This window comes from Haploplasma axanthum, from assembly GCF_900660745.1.
GTDB classification, from domain to species: domain Bacteria; phylum Bacillota_I; class Bacilli_A; order Acholeplasmatales; family Acholeplasmataceae; genus Haploplasma; species Haploplasma axanthum.
The window spans coordinates 265677-288816 of the sequence record NZ_LR215048.1; the positions used below are offsets into that span (position 1 = coordinate 265677).

The 23140-nt window shown below is 26.4% G+C and carries 22 protein-coding genes; 6 read left to right on the forward strand and 16 right to left on the reverse strand.

Features of this window, described 5'->3' with window-relative positions; translation table 11 throughout:
• Positions 1–729: 729 nt before the first annotated feature.
• The 4 genes from EXC62_RS08770 to EXC62_RS01290 all read right to left on the reverse strand — a co-directional run bounded on the left by EXC62_RS08770 (position 730) and on the right by EXC62_RS01290 (position 6071).
• Positions 730–888, reverse strand: a complete 159-nt coding sequence (locus EXC62_RS08770; RefSeq protein WP_156907460.1) for a hypothetical protein — start codon at positions 886–888, stop codon at positions 730–732.
• A gap of 409 nt (positions 889–1297) precedes the next feature.
• On the reverse strand, positions 1298–2665 hold the full coding sequence (locus tag EXC62_RS01280) for a DEAD/DEAH box helicase (protein WP_129747415.1): 1368 nt from the start codon (positions 2663–2665) through the stop codon (positions 1298–1300).
• Between the two features lie 236 nt (positions 2666–2901).
• Positions 2902–5760 (reverse strand): SNF2 helicase associated domain-containing protein, encoded by a 2859-nt coding sequence (locus EXC62_RS01285; RefSeq protein WP_129747417.1) that lies wholly within the window; start codon positions 5758–5760, stop codon positions 2902–2904.
• 95 nt (positions 5761–5855) lie between these two features.
• On the reverse strand, positions 5856–6071 hold the full coding sequence (locus EXC62_RS01290; RefSeq protein ID WP_026390425.1) for a hypothetical protein: 216 nt from the start codon (positions 6069–6071) through the stop codon (positions 5856–5858).
• Positions 6072–6162: 91 nt separating this feature from the next.
• Here EXC62_RS01290 and EXC62_RS01295 point away from each other — a divergent pair, with 91 nt between their 5' ends.
• The 4 genes from EXC62_RS01295 to EXC62_RS08775 all read left to right on the forward strand — a co-directional run bounded on the left by EXC62_RS01295 (position 6163) and on the right by EXC62_RS08775 (position 8904).
• A complete protein-coding gene (locus tag EXC62_RS01295) occupies positions 6163–6543 on the forward strand; it encodes a helix-turn-helix domain-containing protein (protein WP_026390426.1) in 381 nt (126 codons plus the stop codon).
• An 81-nt stretch (positions 6544–6624) separates the two neighbouring features.
• Positions 6625–7935, forward strand: coding sequence for an IS91 family transposase (locus EXC62_RS01300; RefSeq protein WP_129747419.1), 1311 nt, complete (start codon positions 6625–6627; stop codon positions 7933–7935).
• Positions 7928–8263 carry a hypothetical protein gene (locus EXC62_RS01305; RefSeq protein WP_026391052.1) on the forward strand — a complete coding sequence of 112 codons (336 nt, stop codon included), beginning with the start codon at positions 7928–7930 and terminating at the stop codon, positions 8261–8263. The genes EXC62_RS01300 and EXC62_RS01305 overlap by 8 nt, the downstream gene beginning before the upstream one ends.
• Before the next feature lie 377 nt (positions 8264–8640).
• Positions 8641–8904 carry a hypothetical protein gene (locus EXC62_RS08775; protein WP_162140117.1) on the forward strand — a complete coding sequence of 88 codons (264 nt, stop codon included), beginning with the start codon at positions 8641–8643 and terminating at the stop codon, positions 8902–8904.
• A 37-nt stretch (positions 8905–8941) separates the two neighbouring features.
• Here the strand turns inward: EXC62_RS08775 and EXC62_RS01310 are convergent, their stop codons facing one another.
• The 3 genes from EXC62_RS01310 to EXC62_RS01320 all read right to left on the reverse strand — a co-directional run bounded on the left by EXC62_RS01310 (position 8942) and on the right by EXC62_RS01320 (position 11154).
• On the reverse strand, positions 8942–9613 hold the full coding sequence (locus tag EXC62_RS01310) for an ABC transporter ATP-binding protein (RefSeq protein WP_026390155.1): 672 nt from the start codon (positions 9611–9613) through the stop codon (positions 8942–8944).
• Positions 9614–9622: 9 nt separating this feature from the next.
• The gene (locus EXC62_RS01315; RefSeq protein WP_026390154.1) at positions 9623–10669 is read right to left on the reverse strand and encodes an ABC transporter permease; all 1047 of its coding nucleotides are present in this window, start codon (positions 10667–10669) and stop codon (positions 9623–9625) included.
• Positions 10670–10740: 71 nt separating this feature from the next.
• On the reverse strand, positions 10741–11154 hold the full coding sequence (locus EXC62_RS01320; protein WP_162140116.1) for a ribonuclease H family protein: 414 nt from the start codon (positions 11152–11154) through the stop codon (positions 10741–10743).
• A gap of 110 nt (positions 11155–11264) precedes the next feature.
• Here EXC62_RS01320 and EXC62_RS01325 point away from each other — a divergent pair, with 110 nt between their 5' ends.
• Positions 11265–12377, forward strand: coding sequence for a glycosyltransferase (locus EXC62_RS01325; protein ID WP_162140115.1), 1113 nt, complete (start codon positions 11265–11267; stop codon positions 12375–12377).
• A gap of 54 nt (positions 12378–12431) precedes the next feature.
• Here the strand turns inward: EXC62_RS01325 and EXC62_RS01330 are convergent, their stop codons facing one another.
• From EXC62_RS01330 to EXC62_RS01350, 5 genes are all read right to left on the reverse strand, one after another.
• Positions 12432–13259, reverse strand: a complete 828-nt coding sequence (locus EXC62_RS01330) for a hypothetical protein (RefSeq protein ID WP_026390152.1) — start codon at positions 13257–13259, stop codon at positions 12432–12434.
• Between the two features lie 12 nt (positions 13260–13271).
• A complete protein-coding gene (locus EXC62_RS01335; protein WP_052589709.1) occupies positions 13272–14453 on the reverse strand; it encodes a GGDEF domain-containing protein in 1182 nt (393 codons plus the stop codon).
• A 20-nt stretch (positions 14454–14473) separates the two neighbouring features.
• The gene (locus EXC62_RS01340) at positions 14474–14797 is read right to left on the reverse strand and encodes a hypothetical protein (RefSeq protein ID WP_026390151.1); all 324 of its coding nucleotides are present in this window, start codon (positions 14795–14797) and stop codon (positions 14474–14476) included.
• Positions 14798–14823: 26 nt separating this feature from the next.
• Entirely contained in the window at positions 14824–16608 is a 1785-nt protein-coding gene (glmS, locus tag EXC62_RS01345) for a glutamine--fructose-6-phosphate transaminase (isomerizing) (RefSeq protein ID WP_026390150.1), read from the reverse strand.
• Positions 16609–17031: 423 nt separating this feature from the next.
• Positions 17032–17721: a helix-turn-helix domain-containing protein gene (locus EXC62_RS01350; protein ID WP_162140114.1), complete on the reverse strand. Its 690-nt coding sequence runs from the start codon at positions 17719–17721 to the stop codon at positions 17032–17034.
• Positions 17722–18134: 413 nt separating this feature from the next.
• Here EXC62_RS01350 and EXC62_RS01355 point away from each other — a divergent pair, with 413 nt between their 5' ends.
• Entirely contained in the window at positions 18135–19421 is a 1287-nt protein-coding gene (locus tag EXC62_RS01355) for a hypothetical protein (protein ID WP_026390149.1), read from the forward strand.
• A 76-nt stretch (positions 19422–19497) separates the two neighbouring features.
• Here EXC62_RS01355 and EXC62_RS01360 read toward each other — a convergent pair whose 3' ends face one another.
• The 4 genes from EXC62_RS01360 to EXC62_RS01375 all read right to left on the reverse strand — a co-directional run bounded on the left by EXC62_RS01360 (position 19498) and on the right by EXC62_RS01375 (position 23112).
• On the reverse strand, positions 19498–20283 hold the full coding sequence (locus tag EXC62_RS01360) for a ParA family protein (RefSeq protein WP_026390148.1): 786 nt from the start codon (positions 20281–20283) through the stop codon (positions 19498–19500).
• A complete protein-coding gene (locus tag EXC62_RS01365; RefSeq protein ID WP_026390147.1) occupies positions 20284–20631 on the reverse strand; it encodes a hypothetical protein in 348 nt (115 codons plus the stop codon).
• Positions 20632–20798: 167 nt separating this feature from the next.
• Positions 20799–22130: a hypothetical protein gene (locus EXC62_RS01370; RefSeq protein ID WP_026390146.1), complete on the reverse strand. Its 1332-nt coding sequence runs from the start codon at positions 22128–22130 to the stop codon at positions 20799–20801.
• Between the two features lie 13 nt (positions 22131–22143).
• On the reverse strand, positions 22144–23112 hold the full coding sequence (locus EXC62_RS01375; RefSeq protein ID WP_026390145.1) for an InlB B-repeat-containing protein: 969 nt from the start codon (positions 23110–23112) through the stop codon (positions 22144–22146).
• Positions 23113–23140: the final 28 nt, after the last annotated feature.

The following is a 23140-nucleotide window of genomic DNA, read 5'->3' on the forward strand; positions in this document are numbered from 1 at the left end:
CGTATTTCTCTTAACAATATACTTGAAACATATTGTTTTTTTCTACCTTTATTACCAGCACTCTATCTATTGCAATGATCAGAAACTTTTTTATATAGTGTGAAATAACTTTCGAAATAATATTTTAGAATCATTTATGGTTCTATCATCAATGAAAAAATTACGTCTTGCTCCTATATTTTTAATAATTTCAGGGATTAATTTATACAAGTCGTTTTGATCTTCGTATTTTTTTACTTTTAAATCAAAAAAACTCTCACTTTTAACCGTAAGTCTATCGCCTCCATAAACTTTTTTAGAATCTATGAGAAGTAACATATGATTATAATAGTCCATTTTTTGATTTTCAAGTTCCTCTCTTAAATTAACCCTGTTTCTAGGTATTATTCTTTCACTTACAAAAACAGGTGTAATATTTACCCTATAATATTTATGTTTCTTTTTTGTTAAGTCAATTCCCGATATATCAATATCATCTAAAACATTTAAAATATCATAATACGGTTCGATTATATATTGAAATTCTTAATTTTCAAATTTTTCATATGTTAACTTAGCAATTTTAAAATAGACATTATCGTTATACTTATATGTTATATCCATAGTTCGAATAAATCAGTTTTTCATTTGTAATTTTAATTGTATATTCATTCATTTTGTTCACCTACTAACTTATATTCTATTATATTTGTATTTAATATAGTTTTTCATTTTTGTCAACACCGAATATTATTTTTGACACATATCCTCCAAGAATAAAAATAATTTAACATATAGCTTATTCAAAAAATCTTTTTCTACCGTTGATGACAAAAGTTTCATTTTATCAGATGTAAGTACTGCTAATTCATTAATTTCAGTTAATTCTAACCCAACTGCTTTTAACATTTCTCCCTTTCCTCTTTAACACGGTACTATTGTCCAGCGATATTTTCTTGCAATCGCACTTGCAATACTAGCAAAATCAGCAGCAATAAAAACACTCCCATCTTTACTCTTATTTATAAGTATCCTTTATTTTTCAAGATTATTTACTTCTTCCACAGAATCACTCCATTCACATATATTATGCATTATTTTTGAACAAACGTTGATATTTTATTTCTAATTTGATATTTTTATCATTCTTTTATATGATCATAATATCATATTAATTCATATATAAAAATAGAAAAAGAAACAAAAAATATTCTTTAACAAATAATACTTTTATCCCTTTAATAAGGCTACTTATCCCCTTTCTTTTTATCAAATTATTAGTATATTAAAAAAGAAAAACGATGAATTAATCACCGTTCTACTCTAATAAATACTTATAATCATTAATACTCATTTTACTAATTCTAGAGTCACCTTCTTCAACAATTTGTTCAAACAACTCTTTTTTGATTGCTTGTAGCTCTAAAATCTTTTCTTCAATACTTTCTTTCATAATAACTTTGTAGATTGTTACACTATTCTTTTGACCAATTCTATGAGTTCTATCATTCGCTTGTTGCTCCGCTGCATCATTCCACCATGGATCAATATGAATAACGATATCAGCACCAACTAAGTTTAATCCCGTTCCCCCTGCTTTAAGTGAAATAAAGAAAACTTTTTTAGTACTTTCCTCTTTATTAAATTCATTAACCATATCAATACGGCTTCTTGCTTCTGTTTTTCCAGTTAATTCAAAGTATAAGTCTTCATTATATTTTTCTTTAACTAAATCTAAAGCTTTTACAAATGAAGAAAACACTAGAACTTTATGTCCGGATTCTACCGAATTATCAATTAAGTTTGTTAATAACTCAATCTTTTCACTATCACTTTCATAATCATTATATAAAAGTTTTGGTGAGATTGCTAATTGTCTTAATTTTGTAATATCAGCAAGAATCTCCATTTTATTAACTTCAGGGTTTTCAATTCTTTCTTTAACTTTTAATAAATATGAATCATAAGCTTTTCTGCTTTCATTATCAAATTTACCATAAATTACTTCCTCAATCTTTGGTGGTAATTCTTTTAAAACTGTTTTTTTAGTTCTTCTAAGAATAAATGGCGCTGTTTTTTTAATAATAAAATCCATAGCTTTTTCATCACTTGTTGTTGCTCTTTCTTCAATACGTTTAAATCTTTGATATGTATATAAATATCCTGGCATTAAAAAGTCGAAAATACTCCATAAATCAGATATTCCATTTTCAATTGGCGTTCCTGTCAAAACAAATCGTTTTTCAGCATCAATACTCTTAGCTGCAATCGTTCTTAATGCATCAATGCTTTTAATATTTTGAGCTTCATCTAAAACAATTGTATCAAACTTAATATCTCTAAATTCATCAATATCATTTCTTAACGTATCATATGAACTTATAACTATTAATTTTTCTTTAGAACTTTTAATTTTTCCAATGATCTCTTCGCGTTCCTTCTTACTTCCAACATAAACAATCTTTTCAATTTGAATTTTGAATTTATCTAACTCACTTTCCCAGTTATATACCAAACTCTTAGGGCATACAACAAGTAATGGTTTATCTGTTTTAATACTATCGAATAAAGAAATCATCTGAATAGTTTTTCCTAATCCCATATCATCCGCTAAAATACCACCTAAATTGTTATCATATAACGTTTTAAGCCATTTAAATCCTTCTAATTGATATGGTTTAAGCAAACTACTTAAACTGCTTGTATAGTCGTTATTTTTGTAATTCTTAATGTTTTCAATGATTTCTTCAATTTTACTTTCAACTTCAACATCTAAATAATTTGTTTGTTCATATAATTTAAATAAATTATGAATCGGATGCAGTCTTGTTGTTGTAAAGTTATCAATATCAATCCCTTGATTAACTACATAATCCCTTAAATCTTCAACTTCTTTAGTATCAATTAAAATTGCATTACCATTTAAATAAATATATTTCTTCTTTTTTCATATGCTTTTAAGATTTTTCTTAATTCTTCTTCATTAAATTCTTTTTGTTCAATATGTGTTTTTAATAATCCACTATTTAAAGTAATGCTAATCTTAGCTTTTTCCATTTTCTTTACTTGCATACCCTTTAGTGTTTCTGAAATATATAATTCACCAAACTTCTTCAATGAATCTAGATTTGCAGTAATAAAATGAATAATTAACTCTTGATTCTTAATTATATCTTTCTCAAATCCAAATGTTTCTAAAGTTTGGTTATATTTATCAATAATAACTTTTTGAAATTCTGTATTAGGTTTTAATACTTCGATATTATTATCGTAATATTTTCTCTTGAGAGCAATCACATCTTTTTTAGTATCATAATCTAAGTAACTATCAATTCTAATTGTTTTATTAACGACTTTCTCTTTTAATGATTCTGAAAACTTAATTTCTTGATCAATAAAAGGAATAATCTTATTAATAAAATCATCAATTGCATATTCAACATTAATTCTTGGATTATCAAGAATGAACTTTGTAATATTTCTTTGTTTCTGGTTAATGTAGTGGATTTTTTGAATTGTTTTATTATCTATATCAACAAGATAATCAGATGATTTTAACTCTAAAATAATTTCAGATCTTAAAGAATCATTCAAATTAAGTTTAAAACCTTTTTCTTCTAATGATATATCAACAAGATAATCATTTTCTAATACTTTGTATAAAAAATAACTATTTGAAAATACAACATTATACTCATTTACTAAATATAAATATCCACCCTTACAAACATCAATTATTTCATCGATTTTAGAGTCACTCATTGACAAGAAATCACTATTTCGATATTTTATGATTCCAGCGCTTTTTTCAAATATTGAAATAAGCTTTTTACTTCGATCGTCAAATTGTCTTAGATCATGATGAAATGCTAAACTTTTTCCGTAACTAAAAAACTGTTTTTCTTCAATTAAATTTAAAAAAATTCCTAAGTTTTTAACAATATAATCTTTATTAAATCCTACTTTAGCACCAATTGGTTTATAACCATCTCTTACTATCTTTCTTTTATTGGTTGCATCTTTAAATTCAAGAGCAAGTATTGGAAATATTTTTACTTGTTCACTAAGTAATGGAACATCATAATTAGTGATCTGATCTGATAACTGTTGAATTAATAACGGAGTTTCTTGTTTCTCCTTGATTTCCAATTTTTCTTGTCTTTTTGGATATAACCTATCAACAATTAAATCATATTCTTTTTGTTTTTCATCAGAAATTTGATTACTTAATTCTTCTTTAAAATTACTTAAAAAATAAATATCATCATCTTTTAAACTTAATTGATTATTAACAATTTTAAATTCATATATGTCGCAATACCCAAAATCCGTTAAATATTCAATAAAAACACTTGAATTAAAGTTATCTTTATCTTCTATAATTATTATTCGATAATCCCTAATACTTGAAACTCTATTTTTATGGAGTCCAAAAATATTTCTTAATTGTTCCGGTAATCCTTGATTTTTCAAATATAACATATTTTCATCGTTAAATATTTTTAAATCATATAAACGAAAACACAGACTAAAATCATTTTGCAGAAGATTTTTGAAATCTCCACCAAGTTTATCAAACAAAATCAGCATTTCATCTATTGTCATTGTTCTTCTAAAGTGATCATTCAAAATCTCTATTCGGAGTTTTTTGATTAACTTAATTTTTAAACCATTTTCAATTTTATCCAAATTACTAACAATGTCCTCGTATGTAAAACTTATTGCATCTAAATTAAGGTCCATTTTAAGTTCATAAGTCAAAAATAAAAAATTACTAAATCTTATTTTTCTAATATTAATCTTTTCTGCAATTTTTAAAATTTCATCATACGTCAACATTTTCTTAAGAATATTATAATAATGATAATCTGGATTAACCCAGAAATTATAACTTGCTAAATACTTTTCATTATCACTGATATTACTTTTAAAGTAATTGACTATTTGTTTTTGAATATCTTCGTTCATATTTAAAAAAGGTAATAGGTAATTTCCATTAATTACAGCATTACTTTTTAAAATACCAACGACATTTTTAATATCGTTTGCTTGAATTCTATTTATATAAATTAATTTGTCATTCATAATTAGTGCTTTATAATACAAATACTTAATTTCTTTATCACTGATTTGAGAAACTATTTTATCAATAATTGTATTTCGGTAATTAGTTAAACTATAAGCGGTTGATATGTATTGATTGATTAAAGCTTCTAGTTCCAAATTTGAAAAAATATTTTTTAGTTTTACAAATAACTCATAAACTAAAAAATGATAATTTTCCATATTGGCATGATTTCTTTGACCAAAATTAAAATAAATTTGGATTTGTTTAATAACATCTGTACTTGGTAATTTTAATGATTCAATATATTCAATTAAAGTTTTGTAAAAATTATCAAAATCGGTACTTGTTACCATGTATTGTTCAGTGACTGTTTCTAATTTTTTATAATAACTTGAATTAGAAAGTATATTATTATTACTTGTTCCTCTAACAAGTTCATTTAACTCATGATTTCCTCTTATTTCGTAAAGAAGTGCTACAACATGTTTGCATACTCCTTCATAAGGACACGAACAATTATAATCTATGATTTCATTATTATGAATTTGAACTTCGGTATCATAATAATAATCACTACTACCAAGGACATTAGCAGTTATAGTATTGTTATATTGATTATGTTCAATATTTTCAACTGTTCCCCATTTATAGTAATCTTTTCCTCTTTTTATTATAGTATTATTAATCTCTTTTTCAAAGTTACTAAAATTCATTTAATCACCGTCCAACCTATATTTTACCATTTTTAAATAAAAAAAGGAAAATTATATTCCCTCTTCTACTCCCAATATTCCCATTAATTGACTTCCTAATAAATACCTATCCACTCTGGTAGGCCAACAGCATCAGCATAATCCCTAGATACCTCAGTTGTTGTAAGACCATAATCATTCTTATCAAATTCAGTTGTGAATTCAACTTCATTCATTTCTATGCTATCTATTTCATCAAGTTTAACTTCGTTTTTCAATCCAAAAACACCTCCAATTAGCAACATAAATAACATTCTGATGACTTTTTTCATAATTTCACCTCCTTATACTTGTTTCATCTCTATTTTTGTGCTAAATTAGAGAATAGAGTAGGGCACATGTGTCACTTTTTAAGGAGTTATTATGAGAAAATTTGATCAATCGAGAGAAATCGCATTATTTATTGAAAAACTGCGCGAATATCGAAACATTTCGCAAGAAGAATTTTTAGATGATATCGTATCTATGAGACAATACCGTAGATATATGAATGGTGATTCAACTTTGTCTTATGTCATCTTAGACAAACTTGCTATCAAGCTTGGTTTTGATGCCGAGTTTATTATTATGGAGTTAGAAACTGAAAAGATAAAACAAACTCAAGCGGTTGTTAACTTATATAATGCTGTTGCTACTGGAAATATAGATAAATCAGTTGAACTTTTTATGCAGATAAACGAAAAACATCTTATTTCTGAAAACGACAGATTATTATTTAGTCATGCTAAGTACTTCTTCGACTAAACAAAAAGTGAAATAAATTTCACTCGGGGCGATTACTAATCGCCTCTTTTATTTTCATATCTTATTATTTATAATATAGCTATGGATACTAATGTTTATGTTAAAAATCTTTATAAAGATTTACTAGCCACTGCTGCTAAAAATGGTAATACTGTTTATGAGAATGAATTAACGAGACTTTCTAATCTTGAGCATGTTCGTTCCCTAAACTCTAATCACGTCTCTATAAAGGAGATTTTTCGCGCTTTTTGGCCTTCTTTTAAATTACTTCATCAAGATAAACTTCGTTCTTCTATTATTAAAAATGTTGAATCTATGATTGATTGTAGAAATTTATCTAAGGGCTATCTTTTCTATGAGTGCTCTAAATGTGATCATTATCATTTATCTGGTTTATCTTGTCATTCTAGATTTTGTTCCTCTTGTGGCCATAAATATCGTGATTCTCGCTCTTTGGAAATTCAAAAGAAACTTATTTCTGTTCCTCATCGTCATTTTGTTTTTTCTCTTCCCTTTGATTTAAGACCTTTCTTTTGGAAGTGTCGACCTTTATTTGATTGTTTATTTAAATCTGTTAATGATTCTCTTCATTTTTCTTTAGATCTTTCTAAAAAAGATCTAGCAGATGATGCTAGGCTTGGCTTCGTTGCTTTCCTTCATACTTCGGGCCGTAGTTTAAATCTTCATCCTCATATTCATGTTTTAATTGCTGAAGCTACTATTGATAAGTTTAACAAGAAAAAAGATCTTTATTTTTTTCCTTTCGAACGTCTCAGAAAGACTTTTATGTTCAAATTCTTATCCTTAGCTTCTAAAGTTCTCAAAGCTTTTGGTAATCATTCTCTTTATCGTGAATTTAACATCTTAAGGTCTAAAATTATCAAAAAATATAAAGACGGTTTTTATACTTACGGTCCTAGGATTAAAGAGTTTACTAAATTTTATAACACTAAAAAAATTGCTAATTATATTGCTAGATATGCTTCTCATCCTCCTATTGCTGAATCCAATATTTTATCTCTTGATTCTACTAATAGCACTGTCTCTTGGCGTTATACTCCTCACGATGATCCTAATAATCCTGTCGTTATTACTGAACATCCTCATATCTTTATTTCTAGACTAATTAGACATATCCATGATGAGGGTTTTCATCAAATTCGTTACTATGGTTTTTATGCTAATAAATCTGCTCGTGCTAACTCTTTTACTAAATTAGTTTCTAAATCTTCTATTGATTACTTAAAATCTAGATTAAAATGGCGTATAATGTTGCTAGATACTTTTAAGTTTGATCCCCTTCTTTGTAGCTGTGGTGCCAAGATGGTTTTAAATATCAAACTTTCATTTCTACCAAATAATAATAAAGGAGCTTATATTTCTGATGCCTAAACTTTTTAAAACTTATAAACCTATTTTGTCTAATTCACAAAAGAAGAATCTTTATCGTGAATATGAATTAGGTATTGCTGAGGGTTTTATCCCTGGTCCTAAGTTATCTTTTGATAACTATTTTAAAAATTCTGATTTGTTTGATATGATTGAAATGAAATGTCTTGATTGTCACTTTGAATTAAATTTAAGTTATGAACATTTTTCTATGGATGTTCTTCATAATGAGGCTGCTTTCCCTTTAGATTTCTGTCCTGAATGTGGTAAGTTGCAGTTTGTTCCTAAAGATGTTTTTAAAAAATTAATTCCTTTTAACGTTTTAAAATAAACTAAGATATATTATACTTTGTAATAAACTTCTAATATGGAGTTTTTTTAAGTATATCCTTTTTTGATTAGACCAAATACAATTTCCTATTCAATAAAAAAGGACAAGCCACAGAGCTTGTCACAATTAATAGAATTAAAAAACTATTAGGATATGATACAATTTTTACTAAAAAAGCTTTTTCAACTTCAGAACTTTTAATTCTTGTATCATTATTTACTTTTAAGACATTTAAAGATATTGATTTAGTCGCAGAAAAACTAGCTTTTTATGCTGATAACAATATTACCGTTGTTAGTGGTCATAATATTAGAGTTATTTCACTTGTTCTTGAACAACTTGCTAAATACTTCAGTATTAAAGAAAACTATGAAAAGATGTTATATTACGCAACAGAAGGAATTAGATACTCACAATCACTTAGATCGTTATATCTTTTAGATAATCTATACTTCTTTGCTGGTGCTGCATCACATGAATTAAATTTATTAGAAAAACGTGATAGTTACTTTGCAAGTTGCTGGTTCGCTTTAAAGGTTGAAGGAAATCCTGTTAAGATTGCTCGTTTTAGAGCAAACTTTGATCGACTATTTGATTTAGATATTGAAGAAATTGCATGTGAATACGTAAAAAGAGGCTGAGAAAAATCTCAACCTCTTCTTTTTTTATCATTATTCATTATTTTTCTTTCATTACACCATCAATTATTTCATATACTCTATCACAATACTTTAATAACCTTTCATCATGAGTTACCATAATTGTCGCTTTATTTTGTTCTTTCGTTGCTTTTTGTAAAAGTCCAACTACTTCAAAAGCTCTTTTAGTATCTAAACTAGCTGTTGGCTCATCTGCAAAGACAACTGCGGGGTTATGATAAAGTGCTTTTGCGATTGCGACCCTTTGTCGCTCTCCACCTGATAATTCGTTTGGATATTTCTTTTCTAAATTATTAACATCCAGTTTATTAAATAATTCTTGAATCCATTCATGATCAGGCTTAGTTTTTGAAATTCTGTTATATAGTGTTAATTGTTCTCTAACATTTAAAAATGGAATTAAATTAGATGCTTGTAATATAAAACCAATTCTTTCAAATCTCACTTTTGAGTTTTCTTTAATATCTAACTCACTAAATGGTTTACCTTCAATATGAACAGTTCCTGTTGTTGGTTTTTGAAGTCCACCAAGGATTGTTAAGAAAGTTGATTTACCACTTCCACTTGGCCCAATAATTCCAATAAACTCACCTTCTTTAGCAACAAAGTTAGTTTCTTTCAAAGCAACAATTTTTTCTTCATTTTGTAAAAACTCTTTACTAACATTTTTCATTTCTATTAATGTTTTCATATTATCCACCTACCCAATCGCTCTTAATGGATCTATCTTAGTTATCATTGATACTGAGAATAGTCCAGATAAAATCGGAAATAAAAAGAAACATATCGTTATTATTGCATATAATAAATAGTTAATAGCAAACGGAATTACGCTTCCAAGAAATGCACCTGTTAAAACAGTTAATAATAATCCAAAAACAGTTCCAATTAAAACAATTAAAATCGTTTGGTTAATAACTGATAAACTAATATATTTATTTGAAATACCCTGTGCCTTCATTACACCAAACATACTAATCTTTTGAATTGTTAACACATAAATAAAGATTCCTAATGCAAATGCAATTATAACAATTAAAAATCCAATCATCATCGTAAAAGTTAAAACTTGTGCAGTATAGCCTGGTAACGTTTGATTAAAATCACTAATCTTATAAACTGTTAATCCATTACTATCATTTACTTCACCCTTAATAAAGATTGCATTAAATGTACTTGATTCACTTCCACTAAATCGATATTCTCTCCATGTGTCTAAACTAATATAGACAATTGGAGCAGTTTGATAAGTTGCATTTTTAGTAAACCCTACTATTGTCCATCTTTCTTCGCTATTAGATAATGAGATTGCATCTCCTATTTTGTATCCTTCTTTTTCTAGTTTATTATCAACAATTACATTTTTTCCTTCTAATTTAGATTTAAAATCATTGACATAAAAAGTGATATCATCAACTCCGAAGATGTACGCATCTAATTTTGATTCAACATCATCACCATTCATAATAACGGCAGGAAACAATCCAAACTTTGATTTTGATCCATTAACATTTGTATTATTAAAATCTTCATCCTTAAGCATTGACATCATAATATTATCATTTGCTTTATCACTCATTGTTATATAGTCAGCACCAATTTTATTTATACCGTTAGTATATGAAGATGCCAAACCATATGCCAATGCTGTTAAAAAATAAACTAAGTACGTGATTAAAGCAACCAAGGCAATAATTAATCCAAACTTACGTTTATTCTTCGTTAATTCTTTCCAAGCTAAATACATAAATATTCCCCTTTCATTTTTATCAAGTATATTATATACCAAATAACGTATTAAAAAGGGATTAACACTTTTCAGATTTCTTGTTTTGTTTCTAATACAGCCATTTCATCAACCAGATTATTAAGTTCATCATTAGAATGGCCTTTAACTTTAATAAATTTCAGATTACTAAATTTACTTAATAATAAATCCAATTCATCCCACAAATCATTATTTTTATTTCTTTTCCAATTCTTTGTTATTGTATTAATGACATAGCTACTATCACTATGAATTATCGTTTCCACATCATATTTCTTTATATTTTTTAATGCTTCAATAACTGCTAATATCTCCATTCTATTATTAGTTGTTTTTTCAACTCGTCCACTTTTCTTTTTTATTTTATCTTGATATTTTAAAATAAATGCCCATCCACCTACTGATTTATCAAACTCTTGATTATTTGAACACGCACCATCGGTATATACTATTAATCTCTTCATTTTCTCAACTCCCAAATCAAAATGATTATACCATATCAGGAAAAACTATATTATGGTATAATTCATATACACAAAAATATAAAGTTTTTTTGTATATCAGGGGGAAAATTATGATTATTTTATTTGTCATTGACAACTACGAGAGTCAGTCTAATGGAGCAACAATTACGACACGAAGATTTAGAGAAGCCCTAATGAAGCGAGGGCATGAAGTAAGAGTTTTAACCATATCAAGTAAAAAAGAGAACGGCATTTATGCGTTAAAAGAAAGAGAACTTCCTTTAGTAACAGGAATTGTTCATAAACAAGATACAATGTTTGCTAAAGCAGATAAAGAGATAATTAAGAATGCCTTAACTGGTGTTGATATTTGTCACTTAATGTATCCATTCAAACTATCAAGAGTTACTAATGAAATAGCTAAAGAAATGGGAATTCCAGTAATTACTTCTTACCACATTATGCCAGAAAATATTGTTTATGGAGCTGGAGTTAGAAAATATAGTTTCTTATTCAATTGGTTAGTTAATTCATATTTCAAATCTTTTTATAAGAAAACACCAATTATTCATGCACCATCAAAAATGAGCGAATTAAGTTTAAAAAAGTATTATCCAAAATCTAAAATCTATACAATATCAAATGGTGTAACTGATGAATTCTTCACAGTTAAAAACAATCCTTCCATTGATAAAATACGTATTGTCTCAATTGGAAGATATTCCAAAGAAAAAGGTCAAGATGTTACTATCAAAGCGATTGGTAATTCAATCTATAGAGATAAAATTGAACTTATTTTACCTGGTAAAGGAAAACAAGAAAAGAGATTACGAAAATTAGCTAAAAAATATAATATTGATGTGAAATTTGGTTTTATGAGTAAACTTGAATTAATGGAAACTCTTAGTTCTGCATACTTATTTATTCATTCTGCTGAAATAGAGATTGAAGGTATGTCATGCTTAGAAGCGATTGCTGCTGGTGTTGTTCCAATTATTTCTGATTCAAAAAAATCTGCTTCTAATCAATTTTCATTAACTGCTAATAATCTTTTCAAAAATAGAAATTCTAAAGATCTAACAGAAAAAATTGAATTTTGGATTAGTAACCCTATTAACAGAAATCAAAATGCCTTAGATTATCGAAGTTTTATTGAAAACTACCGAATTTGTAACTCAGTTGATAAATTTGAAACGATGTTTCAAGAGAACATAAAAAAATGACTATATCCTAGTCATTAAATTATTTGGATTAAGATATTTTTCTTAATCCTTTTTTTATATTCTTGTTTCCTTGATTACTTTATAATTACTATTTTCTACTTCAAGATCAACACGTTTTTTATTATATCTCTCAAATTGAGTTGAAATATTAAGCAACATTTCATTATCATAGATTTCAAAGTTTTTAATATCATATGTTGCATAATCATTAGGGAAAGCATAATTATGATAAATTGTTACTTTTTTATTCTCTCTTACCCAGATTTCTCCAACATTATCAACCAAATAATTTTCATCTGTAAACAATTCTTTTTCTTTTGTACTCATCTTCTTTAACAAGAATTTATACATAACCGGATTCTTTGTTCCAACTGTTAATATAACAAAATCATTTTGATATTTTTTGGATGTTAAACTAGCAATTATAATCATTCCAATTAAAAACACTAAAGAAACAATAAAAGCAATTACATATAATCTATCATTTTGATTTAATATAAACAATATCGATGTTGCAATTGATAATATCAATAATATAACTATCCCAATAAACCCCAGCTTCTTTTTCATTATGCTTTGAGAATAAATTTGTGGTTCTCTCTTTAGCTTCCATTTAAATCTTGTTTGTCTAAAATTAAATCCGAATGCTGACTTAAAATTAAGAGAAAGCAACTCAACTAATATATATGGAGAAAGTGTAATTAATGTTCCTATAAGATTTTTAGTTGATGAATAATAAATTATTCCATTTGCTATCATCACTACGTTATATATAATAATTGTTGTTTTTGTACTTAACTTATTTGAAAATAAAACTTGCAGCAAATATAACAAAAACAATGCTGATCCTAAGTTTGTTATTATAATTAATAAATATTCCATTTCATCAATCTCCTATTTTACAAAGAATTTAAAATTATTCTTCTCTTCATACTTAACCTTGTACATCGCTGTATCAGCCTTTTTTCTTAATGTTCCTATTGTTTTACCATCTTTCGGATAGACAGATAAACCCATTGAAATTGTTACACTTATTTTATTTTTATTAATAGTTATTGGTTTAGCAATTTCTTTAATGATTTTTTTTAATCGATACTCAATTTGAAATTGCTCTTTATTATCCTGAATTATCATGATAAATTCATCACCACCATATCTAGCAATAAAATCATCATCTGTCATTTCATTAGTGAGTCTTTCGCCTATTTTCTTTAAAATAGCATCTCCAATTTCATGACCATAGTTATCATTAATGAATTTAAAATCATCTAAATCAAACATAGCAAGTGCAAACTTCTTAGAATTCTTTACCGCTAAATCAAACTTATTTACTAATAATCTTCTGTTTGGTAAATTTGTTAACTCATCATAATTAGCATAAAACTCTAATACTTCTTGTTGTTTCTTTAAACTTCCAATAGATCTTCTTTGAATCATAAATAAATTTGTTTGAATAAAGCCTATAAATAATGCAAGATGAATTCCTAAGAAAATTAAACTTTGATCTTGACTATAATACTCATACTTTCCATTTACAACATTTATTAAGTCATATATATTAACCACTTTTATAAGTATGAATCCAAATATTACAATAAGTGAAGGTATCATTCTTACAAGATTAAGTTTTTTTCTAACAATGAATAGTGTAATTGCACATTTAAGATTAACATAGATAACAGTTGAATTAATTAATATATCCATGAGAACTGCATCAACCTTTGTTAATAAGCTAACTCCCACATAAATAAAAAGAGCGACTACGATTATTATTTTATCATAATATGGAGTCTTAATACTATTGACTCTATAAAACCCTCTTATAGCAAAAATATTTGCAAGTAAAAATAATAAACTCGGAATAATTATTCCAAACAAATCACTATGATTTCCTACTAGAAAAACCAGTAACATAGCTGTTAATTGAACAATAATACTAGTAATTAGAAGTTCAGTTCCTTTATATAATTGTCTAACAGAATAAAAAGAAATTATTGGTACAATACATACTGTTATTTGTAATATTATAGCAACAGCTATAAAAGTCTCGAAATTAATAATACCACCTCTTTTCATATAGTAATATTATACTATAATTAAGAGATTTTTCTTCTTTTGGAAGTTTTGTAAATTAAAACAAATGATATTATCATTCCAATACATCCAATTCCTATTCCAAAAAGGGCATTATAATAATTACTTGGATTACTACTTGTTACTGATAAAATAGCTTTTTGGGTTAATGCAATATCGGTTAATGACGTCATAAAACTTATAACTTTAATAACATTTAAAAGCGGTGATTTTCTTTTTGTTTTGTAAACACCAATAATTGCTAGGCCTATATTCAAAAATGAGAATGATGCTATAAATATTGCAACAATTAAATCAAACGGACAATCAATATGAAAAATACACATTCATTATAAATATGTATCTTAATTAATTATTCAACTGTCACACTTTTTGCTAAATTTCTTGGTTTATCTATATCAAGACCACGTTCTAATGCTGCATAATATGCTAAAAGTTGTGTTGGAACAACCATTAACATTGGGGCAAGAAAAGAATTAACATCATTTAAAACAATTTCATCATCCTTATGTTTCAATGATTCTAATGTAATAATAATCGTTTCAGCACCTCTGGCATTTGTTTCTTTTAAATTTGATCTAGTGTTAAGTGCAATATCTTTATTAGAAATTAATGCTATAACTGGCGTTTTATCTTCGATTAAAGCAATCGTTCCATGTTTTAACTCTCCAGCTGCAAATCCTTCTGTTTGAATATAAGAGATTTCTTTTAATTTTAGTGCAGCTTCTAGCGAAGTGTAATAATCTAATCCTCTACCAATATAGAAACAATTCTGTTTTGTTAGTTTTTCATGAGCTAATATCGATATCTCTTGATTTTCTAAGAAAATCTCAATTGCTACTGCAACTCTATTTAATTCAGACTTTATATCAATAGAATTAAGTGCAATTTTGTTAGCAAGGATAGCAAAAACAGCAATTTGAGCAATATAAGCCTTTGTTGATGCAACAGCAATTTCAGGACCAGCAAAAAGTTCAAGATAAAAATCTGCTTCTCTAGCTAACGTAGATGTTTTAACATTTGTTATTGTTAATGTCTTAAAACCTTTGTTTTTAATATTAAGAAGGCAAGCACGTAAATCTGCTGTTTCTCCTGATTGTGAAACTAGAATAAAAAATGGATTTTTTGTTAATAATGGCATATGATATGCAAATTCAGATGCAATATGAACTTCAACTGGAATATTTACTAATTCTTCTATTAATGCTTTTCCAACATATCCAGCATGCATTGAAGTTCCAGCTGCAAGAACATATACACGATCACTATTTTTAATCTCGTTAATTAACTCACTTTTAATTATTTCTTTTTGGTCAGTTAAATAGTTTTGAATTACCCTTCTAATTACAGAAGGCTGTTCATAAATCTCTTTTAACATGTAGTGCTGATATTCACCCATATCTGCAGATGATTCATCTAAATCAATTTCTTGATACGTAACTTTTTGTTCCTCGTGATTTAAATTAAACATTTTAACTTGATTTTCATTAGCAACAACAAATGTATGATCAGGTAGTGAAAAGAATTCATTTGCATAACCAACTAATGCCATTAAATCTGATGCTATTGTAACACCTTCATTACTTCTTCCTATTACTAATGGTGACTTATTTTTAGCAACATAAATAGTATCTGAATCTAAGGTGTCAATAACAAGTAACGCATATGATCCTTTTAATAATTTCAATGTATCCATAATTGCATCACATGTATTTCTATTTTTTGAAAATTCTTCAATCAATTTTGCAATTACTTCAGTATCCGTTTCAGAATAAAACTTTAAATCTTTCAAATAAATGTTTTTAAGTTCTTCATAATTCTCAATTACACCATTATGTACTATAATAAATCTTTTTGTATCTGAATAATGAGGGTGTGCATTATCCTTAGTTACTTTCCCATGTGTTGCCCATCTTGTATGACCAATACTTACACTTGTTTTAGCAACATCCTTCGTTAAATCAACAATCTTTTGAACTCTTCCAAAATCTTTATAAATTTCATATTCTGACTTTTCTTCATTATATACTGTTATACCTGCAGAGTCATATCCACGATATTCAAGTTTTTTTAACCCTTCAAGGACTACTTTTTTAGCATCTTTATTTTTTCCTATATATCCAACTATTCCGCACATGTATATACTTCTCCCTCTAATAAAAGCCTTTATTACGCTTTTATTGTGAAAAAATTATATCATAAATGCATTGAAAAATAGTAATTTTTTGATTATTTTTTTAAAAATAATAGGCATAACTTTTGTTCATTGATAATGTTATATCGTTATAATTGTTTTCAAGTTTTAAAATAATACTAAAAGATTTTATATTTTATAACAAACTTCTAAAAATTAGTTTTATTAAGTGTTTCATCCAAAATAAAAACAAAAAGAAAAGAGCTGTAGACTATGAAAGTATTAAAACTTCATTTCTTTACATCTCTTTTATTACTTAATGGTTTTAACATTATATTTAATTTATTAGAATATAAATAAAATCATGGACATTCTGTTTTTATTAAAATATCGTATAGAAATAGTAGTTATGTTTAACTACTACTTTCATATAGTTATAAATTTGTTAAACTCTATTACTTTTAATAAAATAATATTTGTTATAGAGAATAATAAAATCACTGTAATACTTCCTATATAAGCATGACTTGCAAATAATACTAAAAATAACAACCATAGAGATGACAATACTATTGACATTATGAACCTAATTGTAAATATTTTCTTATTTCTAGGATAAAAGTAAATTAGAACCCCTACAGCAATAATAGCAATGGTTGTTAAAAAAGCTAATAATGCAATAACATTTCCTATCTCAGAAATTGATCCTAATAAATTATATAGATTCACTTTAACAAATGCATTACCTATCGTTGGAAAAAATGGCTCATTAATCTTAATTTTAAGAATAGGAAAAAGGTACATTAGTAACATTAATATTCCAAAGCATACAGTATAAATGGCAGTTGTAAAGCCTTGTTTATTATAGAATTTCTCTTGACTATTGTCAGAGTACTCATCATTACTCATACTTGTACTAATATCCTTTAATAGTAAATAATCTATTGAACAACTAAATATTTTTGATAATTCAATAATCTTATCTGTTTCTGGAAAAGTAATATTGCTTTCCCACTTTGATACCGCTTGCCTTGAAACATTTAATTTATCTGCAAGTTCTTCCTGAGTTAAATTCCTTTCTTTTCTTAGCTTAGCTATCTTCTCACCTGTAGTCATTGTTAAGACCTCCTCTTTATAAATGAATTATACATTACATTTTGACTAAAAACCATAAGTCTCAAGTTTCAATTTGTTAACTATAGGTTGCATATAGCATAAATAATAGTAAATTACATTTAAATACTAAATATAAACTTCATTTTTACATCTAAACTTTTAATTATTATGCTTTACACCTTTATTAAAAGTATATTAATCACTTCTTCATAAACTGTTTTAAAAATAGAGAACCTACTACTTTATAATTATATAACTTATTATTTTCTTCCTTAACTAAATCTACTTTTTTTAGTATCTTATAAGTTTCATTATTTTATTAGTTTAAAATCATCATTTTTTTATATTTTTAAATTTAAACAATATATGATATAATTTATACATAAAAATATTAATAAATAGAGGGATGTATTATGGAAAATGAACAAAATACTCAAGAACTAAGTTTATTGGATCTTTGGTTTAAAATTTGGAAGAACAAAATTTTAGTGATACTTATAACGATTGGTATTACTATTATTGGAGTAAGTTTTATATACTTACAAAATAAAAGTGGTGCTAAACTCGAAAATAAATTTACATATAATTTCCAAAATATTGGAAATGAAAAATATCCTGATGGGTCTATATTTGACTATAGAGAATTAATTTCACGTGATTTTTTAACTGAAATTAAAGAATCTAATACTGATTTCAAGGATGTTGATATAAAGAAATTAACAAATGATAATAATATGGATCTTGAAATAGTTGAGGAACGATCAGAAAAAACTGATGAAATCTTAAATAGATACTATAAAATTACTATGTCACTAGCTATATTTGGAAATGATAGCATTCTTGCTGAATCATTCCTCGAAAGTATCCATACAAAGATTATTAACACTGCAAAAGAAAAAAACCATTCTTTAGAAGCTTATAACTATATTAAACCTAATGTTTCATCACAAAGAAGTACTTCAAGCATCTTAGATGATCCTGAATATACTTATACTGATTTATTAAATGTAATCAGAAAACAATATAGTCTAATTGATACTGAGTATACTAACTTAATTTCAAGATATGGGAAAATTGATATAAATAATAATTCTATTGAAAAACTTCAAAAAGAATTTAGAATTTGGTATGAACAAACTGTCTTAGTTGATTCATTGACTAATGAAGTTTTAAATAATGGTTATATTAGAGAAGTAAGCTTTGAAGAAACTAAAAGACGTGCTAAATTCCAATATGATAGTCTTAATAATGCCCATATTGAAAATGCAAAGAATCTTAATGATTTAAAAGATACTTATGCAGAGTTAAATACTAATGGAACTTCAATCGGAAATAATGTTATTCTTGATGAGATAGCTAGTAGAACTACTACGAATAATGCTTTAGAATTTCAAATGGCTAAATATGAACAAATTATGAATGCCACTGAACCAAAAGTTGATAAAGTGTTTGAGGAAAATGTGATTAATATACTTGATAAATTGGATAACGAATCTTCTAATTTTAATGAATTATATATTACTTATTTAAATGAGAATACTCGTTATATCCCATATAAGACTGAAGAATTTAATATTGCTAAACCTCATAGTTTAATGATGATGGGAGCTGTTATTGTTATTCTTGGTGGTATCATTGGTGTAAGTGCTGCATTAATAAAAGAAGCTGTAGATAATAGAAAGAAACTTGAACTTGAATAGTAATTATCTATATAGTAGTTTGCATAAAGCAAGCTACTTTTTTTATAAATAAAAAAACTACGAATTTCTTCGCAGTTTATAATTTAATTGATTTAAATAATTCAGTAAATACTTCAATTAGAAGTTTTTTCTGATTTTTTTGATAATAATTCAAAGATGTAACATCTTCATCAAAAATAACAATTCCTTTTTGTTGAAGAGTTTGTATATTACTCTTTTCAGGGATTGGTTTTAATACAATAGCATTTTGAAGATTATCTTTTGTAATAGTTACTATTTCTTCTAATGCAACTGAAGGAACTGATTTCATCTTAGAGAATCCATTTGGTAAAACATATCTAATCTTATCTAATTCAATACCTGAATCAACAAAGTATTGAAGAGTATTGTAGAAACCATTAACACCTAGCTTGTTTAATTCAACAATCAGTATAATATGATTACATAACTCTAAAATGATCTCACTTGTTCTATTACTTGATGGTGGTAAATCAACAAAAACATAATCATAGCGTGATTTAAACTCTTCAATTAAATTAACGAATTGTTTCTCAAATGCACGCTCTAAAGTTAATTTTTTTGATAACATATCAATATTAAGAGTTTTGATACCATCGATATTAGGACGCATTTCTATAAGTGCTTCGTCAATACTAATTGATTCAGTAAGTAAATGTTCAATATAGTTATCTTCTCTATTAAAAACTTCACTTGATTTACCAAACATTTCAAAAATAGAGTTTTGATCATCAATACTCACAATTAAAACTTTTTTTCCAAGTGATGCAAGATAATCAGCATGTTCACCAAGGATTGTTGTTTTTCCAACTCCACCTTTTTTACAAAAATATGTAATAAGCATCTATTTTACATCCTTCCCTTTTAATTTTGAAACTACTGCCTCGTATTTCTTCTTATCAACTGAATATAAATGAGCTAATAAAGCATTATCAATTATAAGTGCAGTTTTTTCATTAGGGTAAACAGTTTTTAAAGCTTCAAAAACATCTTTACTTAATCTTGTAATGATGAATTTACGTTTTAAACTTGTTTTTTGTTCGATTTTGAATGGAACAAATGTTTCTTTTGGTGCTTTGACAACCTCTTTAGTTTCAATAACTGTTTCTTTCAACTCTAATGGATTTACTCGCTTATTTAAAGTTGTTGTTTGTGTTTTTTCTGCTTCTAAAGGACTTTTTCTTTTTTGCATGATATCAACCCCCATTTTTTTCATTATATCATAGTATTAATATATTTAAAACTAAGATAATTAAAATTATTATATTTATAATTAAATATTGCATTTTCTGCATTAATTAACATTTTTCTACGTTAATTTTTAAAAAAAAAGCTAGCAGAACGCTAACATTTTAATAATTATTCAGTAACCTCTGGTTCAACAGCAGGATTCATAATTGTTTTAATCGCAGTAATAAGACGTAATTCATCAACTTTTTGATATTCAGTAACATCAGATTCAGGAATAGTCACATCTTTTGTTGCTAAGACTAAACTAAATGTGATATCTTTTACTTTTGCTGCAATATCTAATGAATTGAAATTTCCATCTGTACCATCTAATTTAATACTAAAATTCTCAACACCTAATAAACTTAAGATTGGAAGATTTAAATTAGGAATTGGTAATGCCATTCCAAGATCAGGTAATAAGGAGATATTTTTCATTTTATCAATTACTAAAATATCATCTTTAATTTCAATCTCAAAAGGTGATGAATAGATTACATCTTCTGTAATTAAATAAGGAAGGAATCCAGTTATAAGCCCTAATATTTCCTTTGTTTGTGTGAATTGTTCCAATGTAAACCCATTTTCTACATACTCTTTATGATCTTCTAATAAAGGTGTTAAAGCTTCAACAATTGCCTTACCTTCTTTTGGTATATACATTCCAAAACTACTTATTACATCATATAATTTTGTATCTTCTTCATAAACTACGATATCACCAACAACTGATTCATATACATTACCATCTTTAACAACTAAATTTATATCTAAATCTAAATTTTCAAACCAATTTCTCTTATCTTCTGGATTTAATCCTTCTGGTCCAGTCATAATCATTTTTGTTCCATTAGGAAAATAACCCATCATATTTAATGAACCAGCTTTAATATTAATATTTACATTAGCATTTGCCTGGTCATATGTACTTAGATTTGCATATGCAACAACACTTATTTGAATGTCTCTTAATCTAATGCCAACTCCACCTTTGGCAGGATCTGGATTTGGAGTATCTAATAAAGGAATATTTACTTTTAATTCTAACTTAGTATTATTAGACAATAATGTTCCAAAGTTTAACCCTTGTATAAAAGCAGTTTTATCTTTTACTTCTTGATTAGCAGTAATCACTACTTTTTGTTCTTTAATTGCTAAAGTCTTGTAATCATTATCAACGGCTTTATAATATACTGAATATTCTCCAGTTTTATCGTTTGGAATTGAATATCCATCTACTAAAACTTGATACTCATTTCCATTACCATCTTTTGCTGTAACACCACTATAAAAATCTGGTTTTTCTTCTCCAAGTGTATAACTCCAGTCTTTTGTTCCAGTAAAAATTATTTCGCTCTTATCTTCTTCTTTAACTGGTACTTCTTTATCTCTACATCCAACTAACATAAATGCTGATAATGTAATAACAGCAACACTTACTAAAAATTTAACTAGCTTCATTTTCATTCTCCTTTTATTTTGTATATTTGAATATCTCAGTGATGTTACCATTCATTGGTTGATCACTCCAACCAATTATCGGTGCTTTTACTTCCACTGTATATTTTTCATTATATGTTATCTTTTCAAAATAACCATCCACTCCAATAACAACGATAAGTTTTATTGATTCAAATATTGCAGGTTTACTATCGTATTGATTAGTAGCTTTAATATTTTTCAAATAATTAACTACTGATTTTTCATTATCAAGAATTAAAGTAAATTGATGTTTATTATTTGAATATACATATTCTTTAGCTTCAACTACTGTTTCATCATTTACAATATAGTTTAATTCATTAGGAAGGACACCATATTTTTCTCTATGTAAATCTTCATTTGACTTTTCTTCGTTCTTAACTTTTCCAATTTCTAGTTTAGAATTTGCTTCACCAGTTTTTAAAGTAATATCTTCTTTTGTACCTTGTACTTCAAAAAACATAGCAGCTAATGAACTATACGAAGCAGTTAATTGATAAATGTTGCTATCATTAACTTTTTTAGTTGATTTTAATCTTTGATTTATTTCACCAACTATAATTGCAGACGTCTTCACTAATCCTTCAGCAACAACTTCCATGTTTTTTGCTTCGACATGTTTATCATAAGCTTTTATGTATAAATTAACTATTTCTTCTCTAGTAAAGTTACTTGGTATTTGCCATTTTGCATATAATCTTAATTCGGGCGAACTGTTATGTTCATCAGGTTTATACTCTATTTCTAAATTTTCATCTACATACCATCCCATAAAAACATATCCATCTTTATTTGGTATATGTGAACTATTAAAATCACTGTATTCTTTTATTTTCGAACTTTTTAATGACTCTCCACCATTAGTTTGAAAATAAACCTTATTGCTTTTTTGGCATGAAATTAATATAAAACTTAAGTTCATTATAAAAAAAACAACAATTACTTTTTTGAAATATTTCATAAGTGCCTCCGTAAATTTTACACATTTA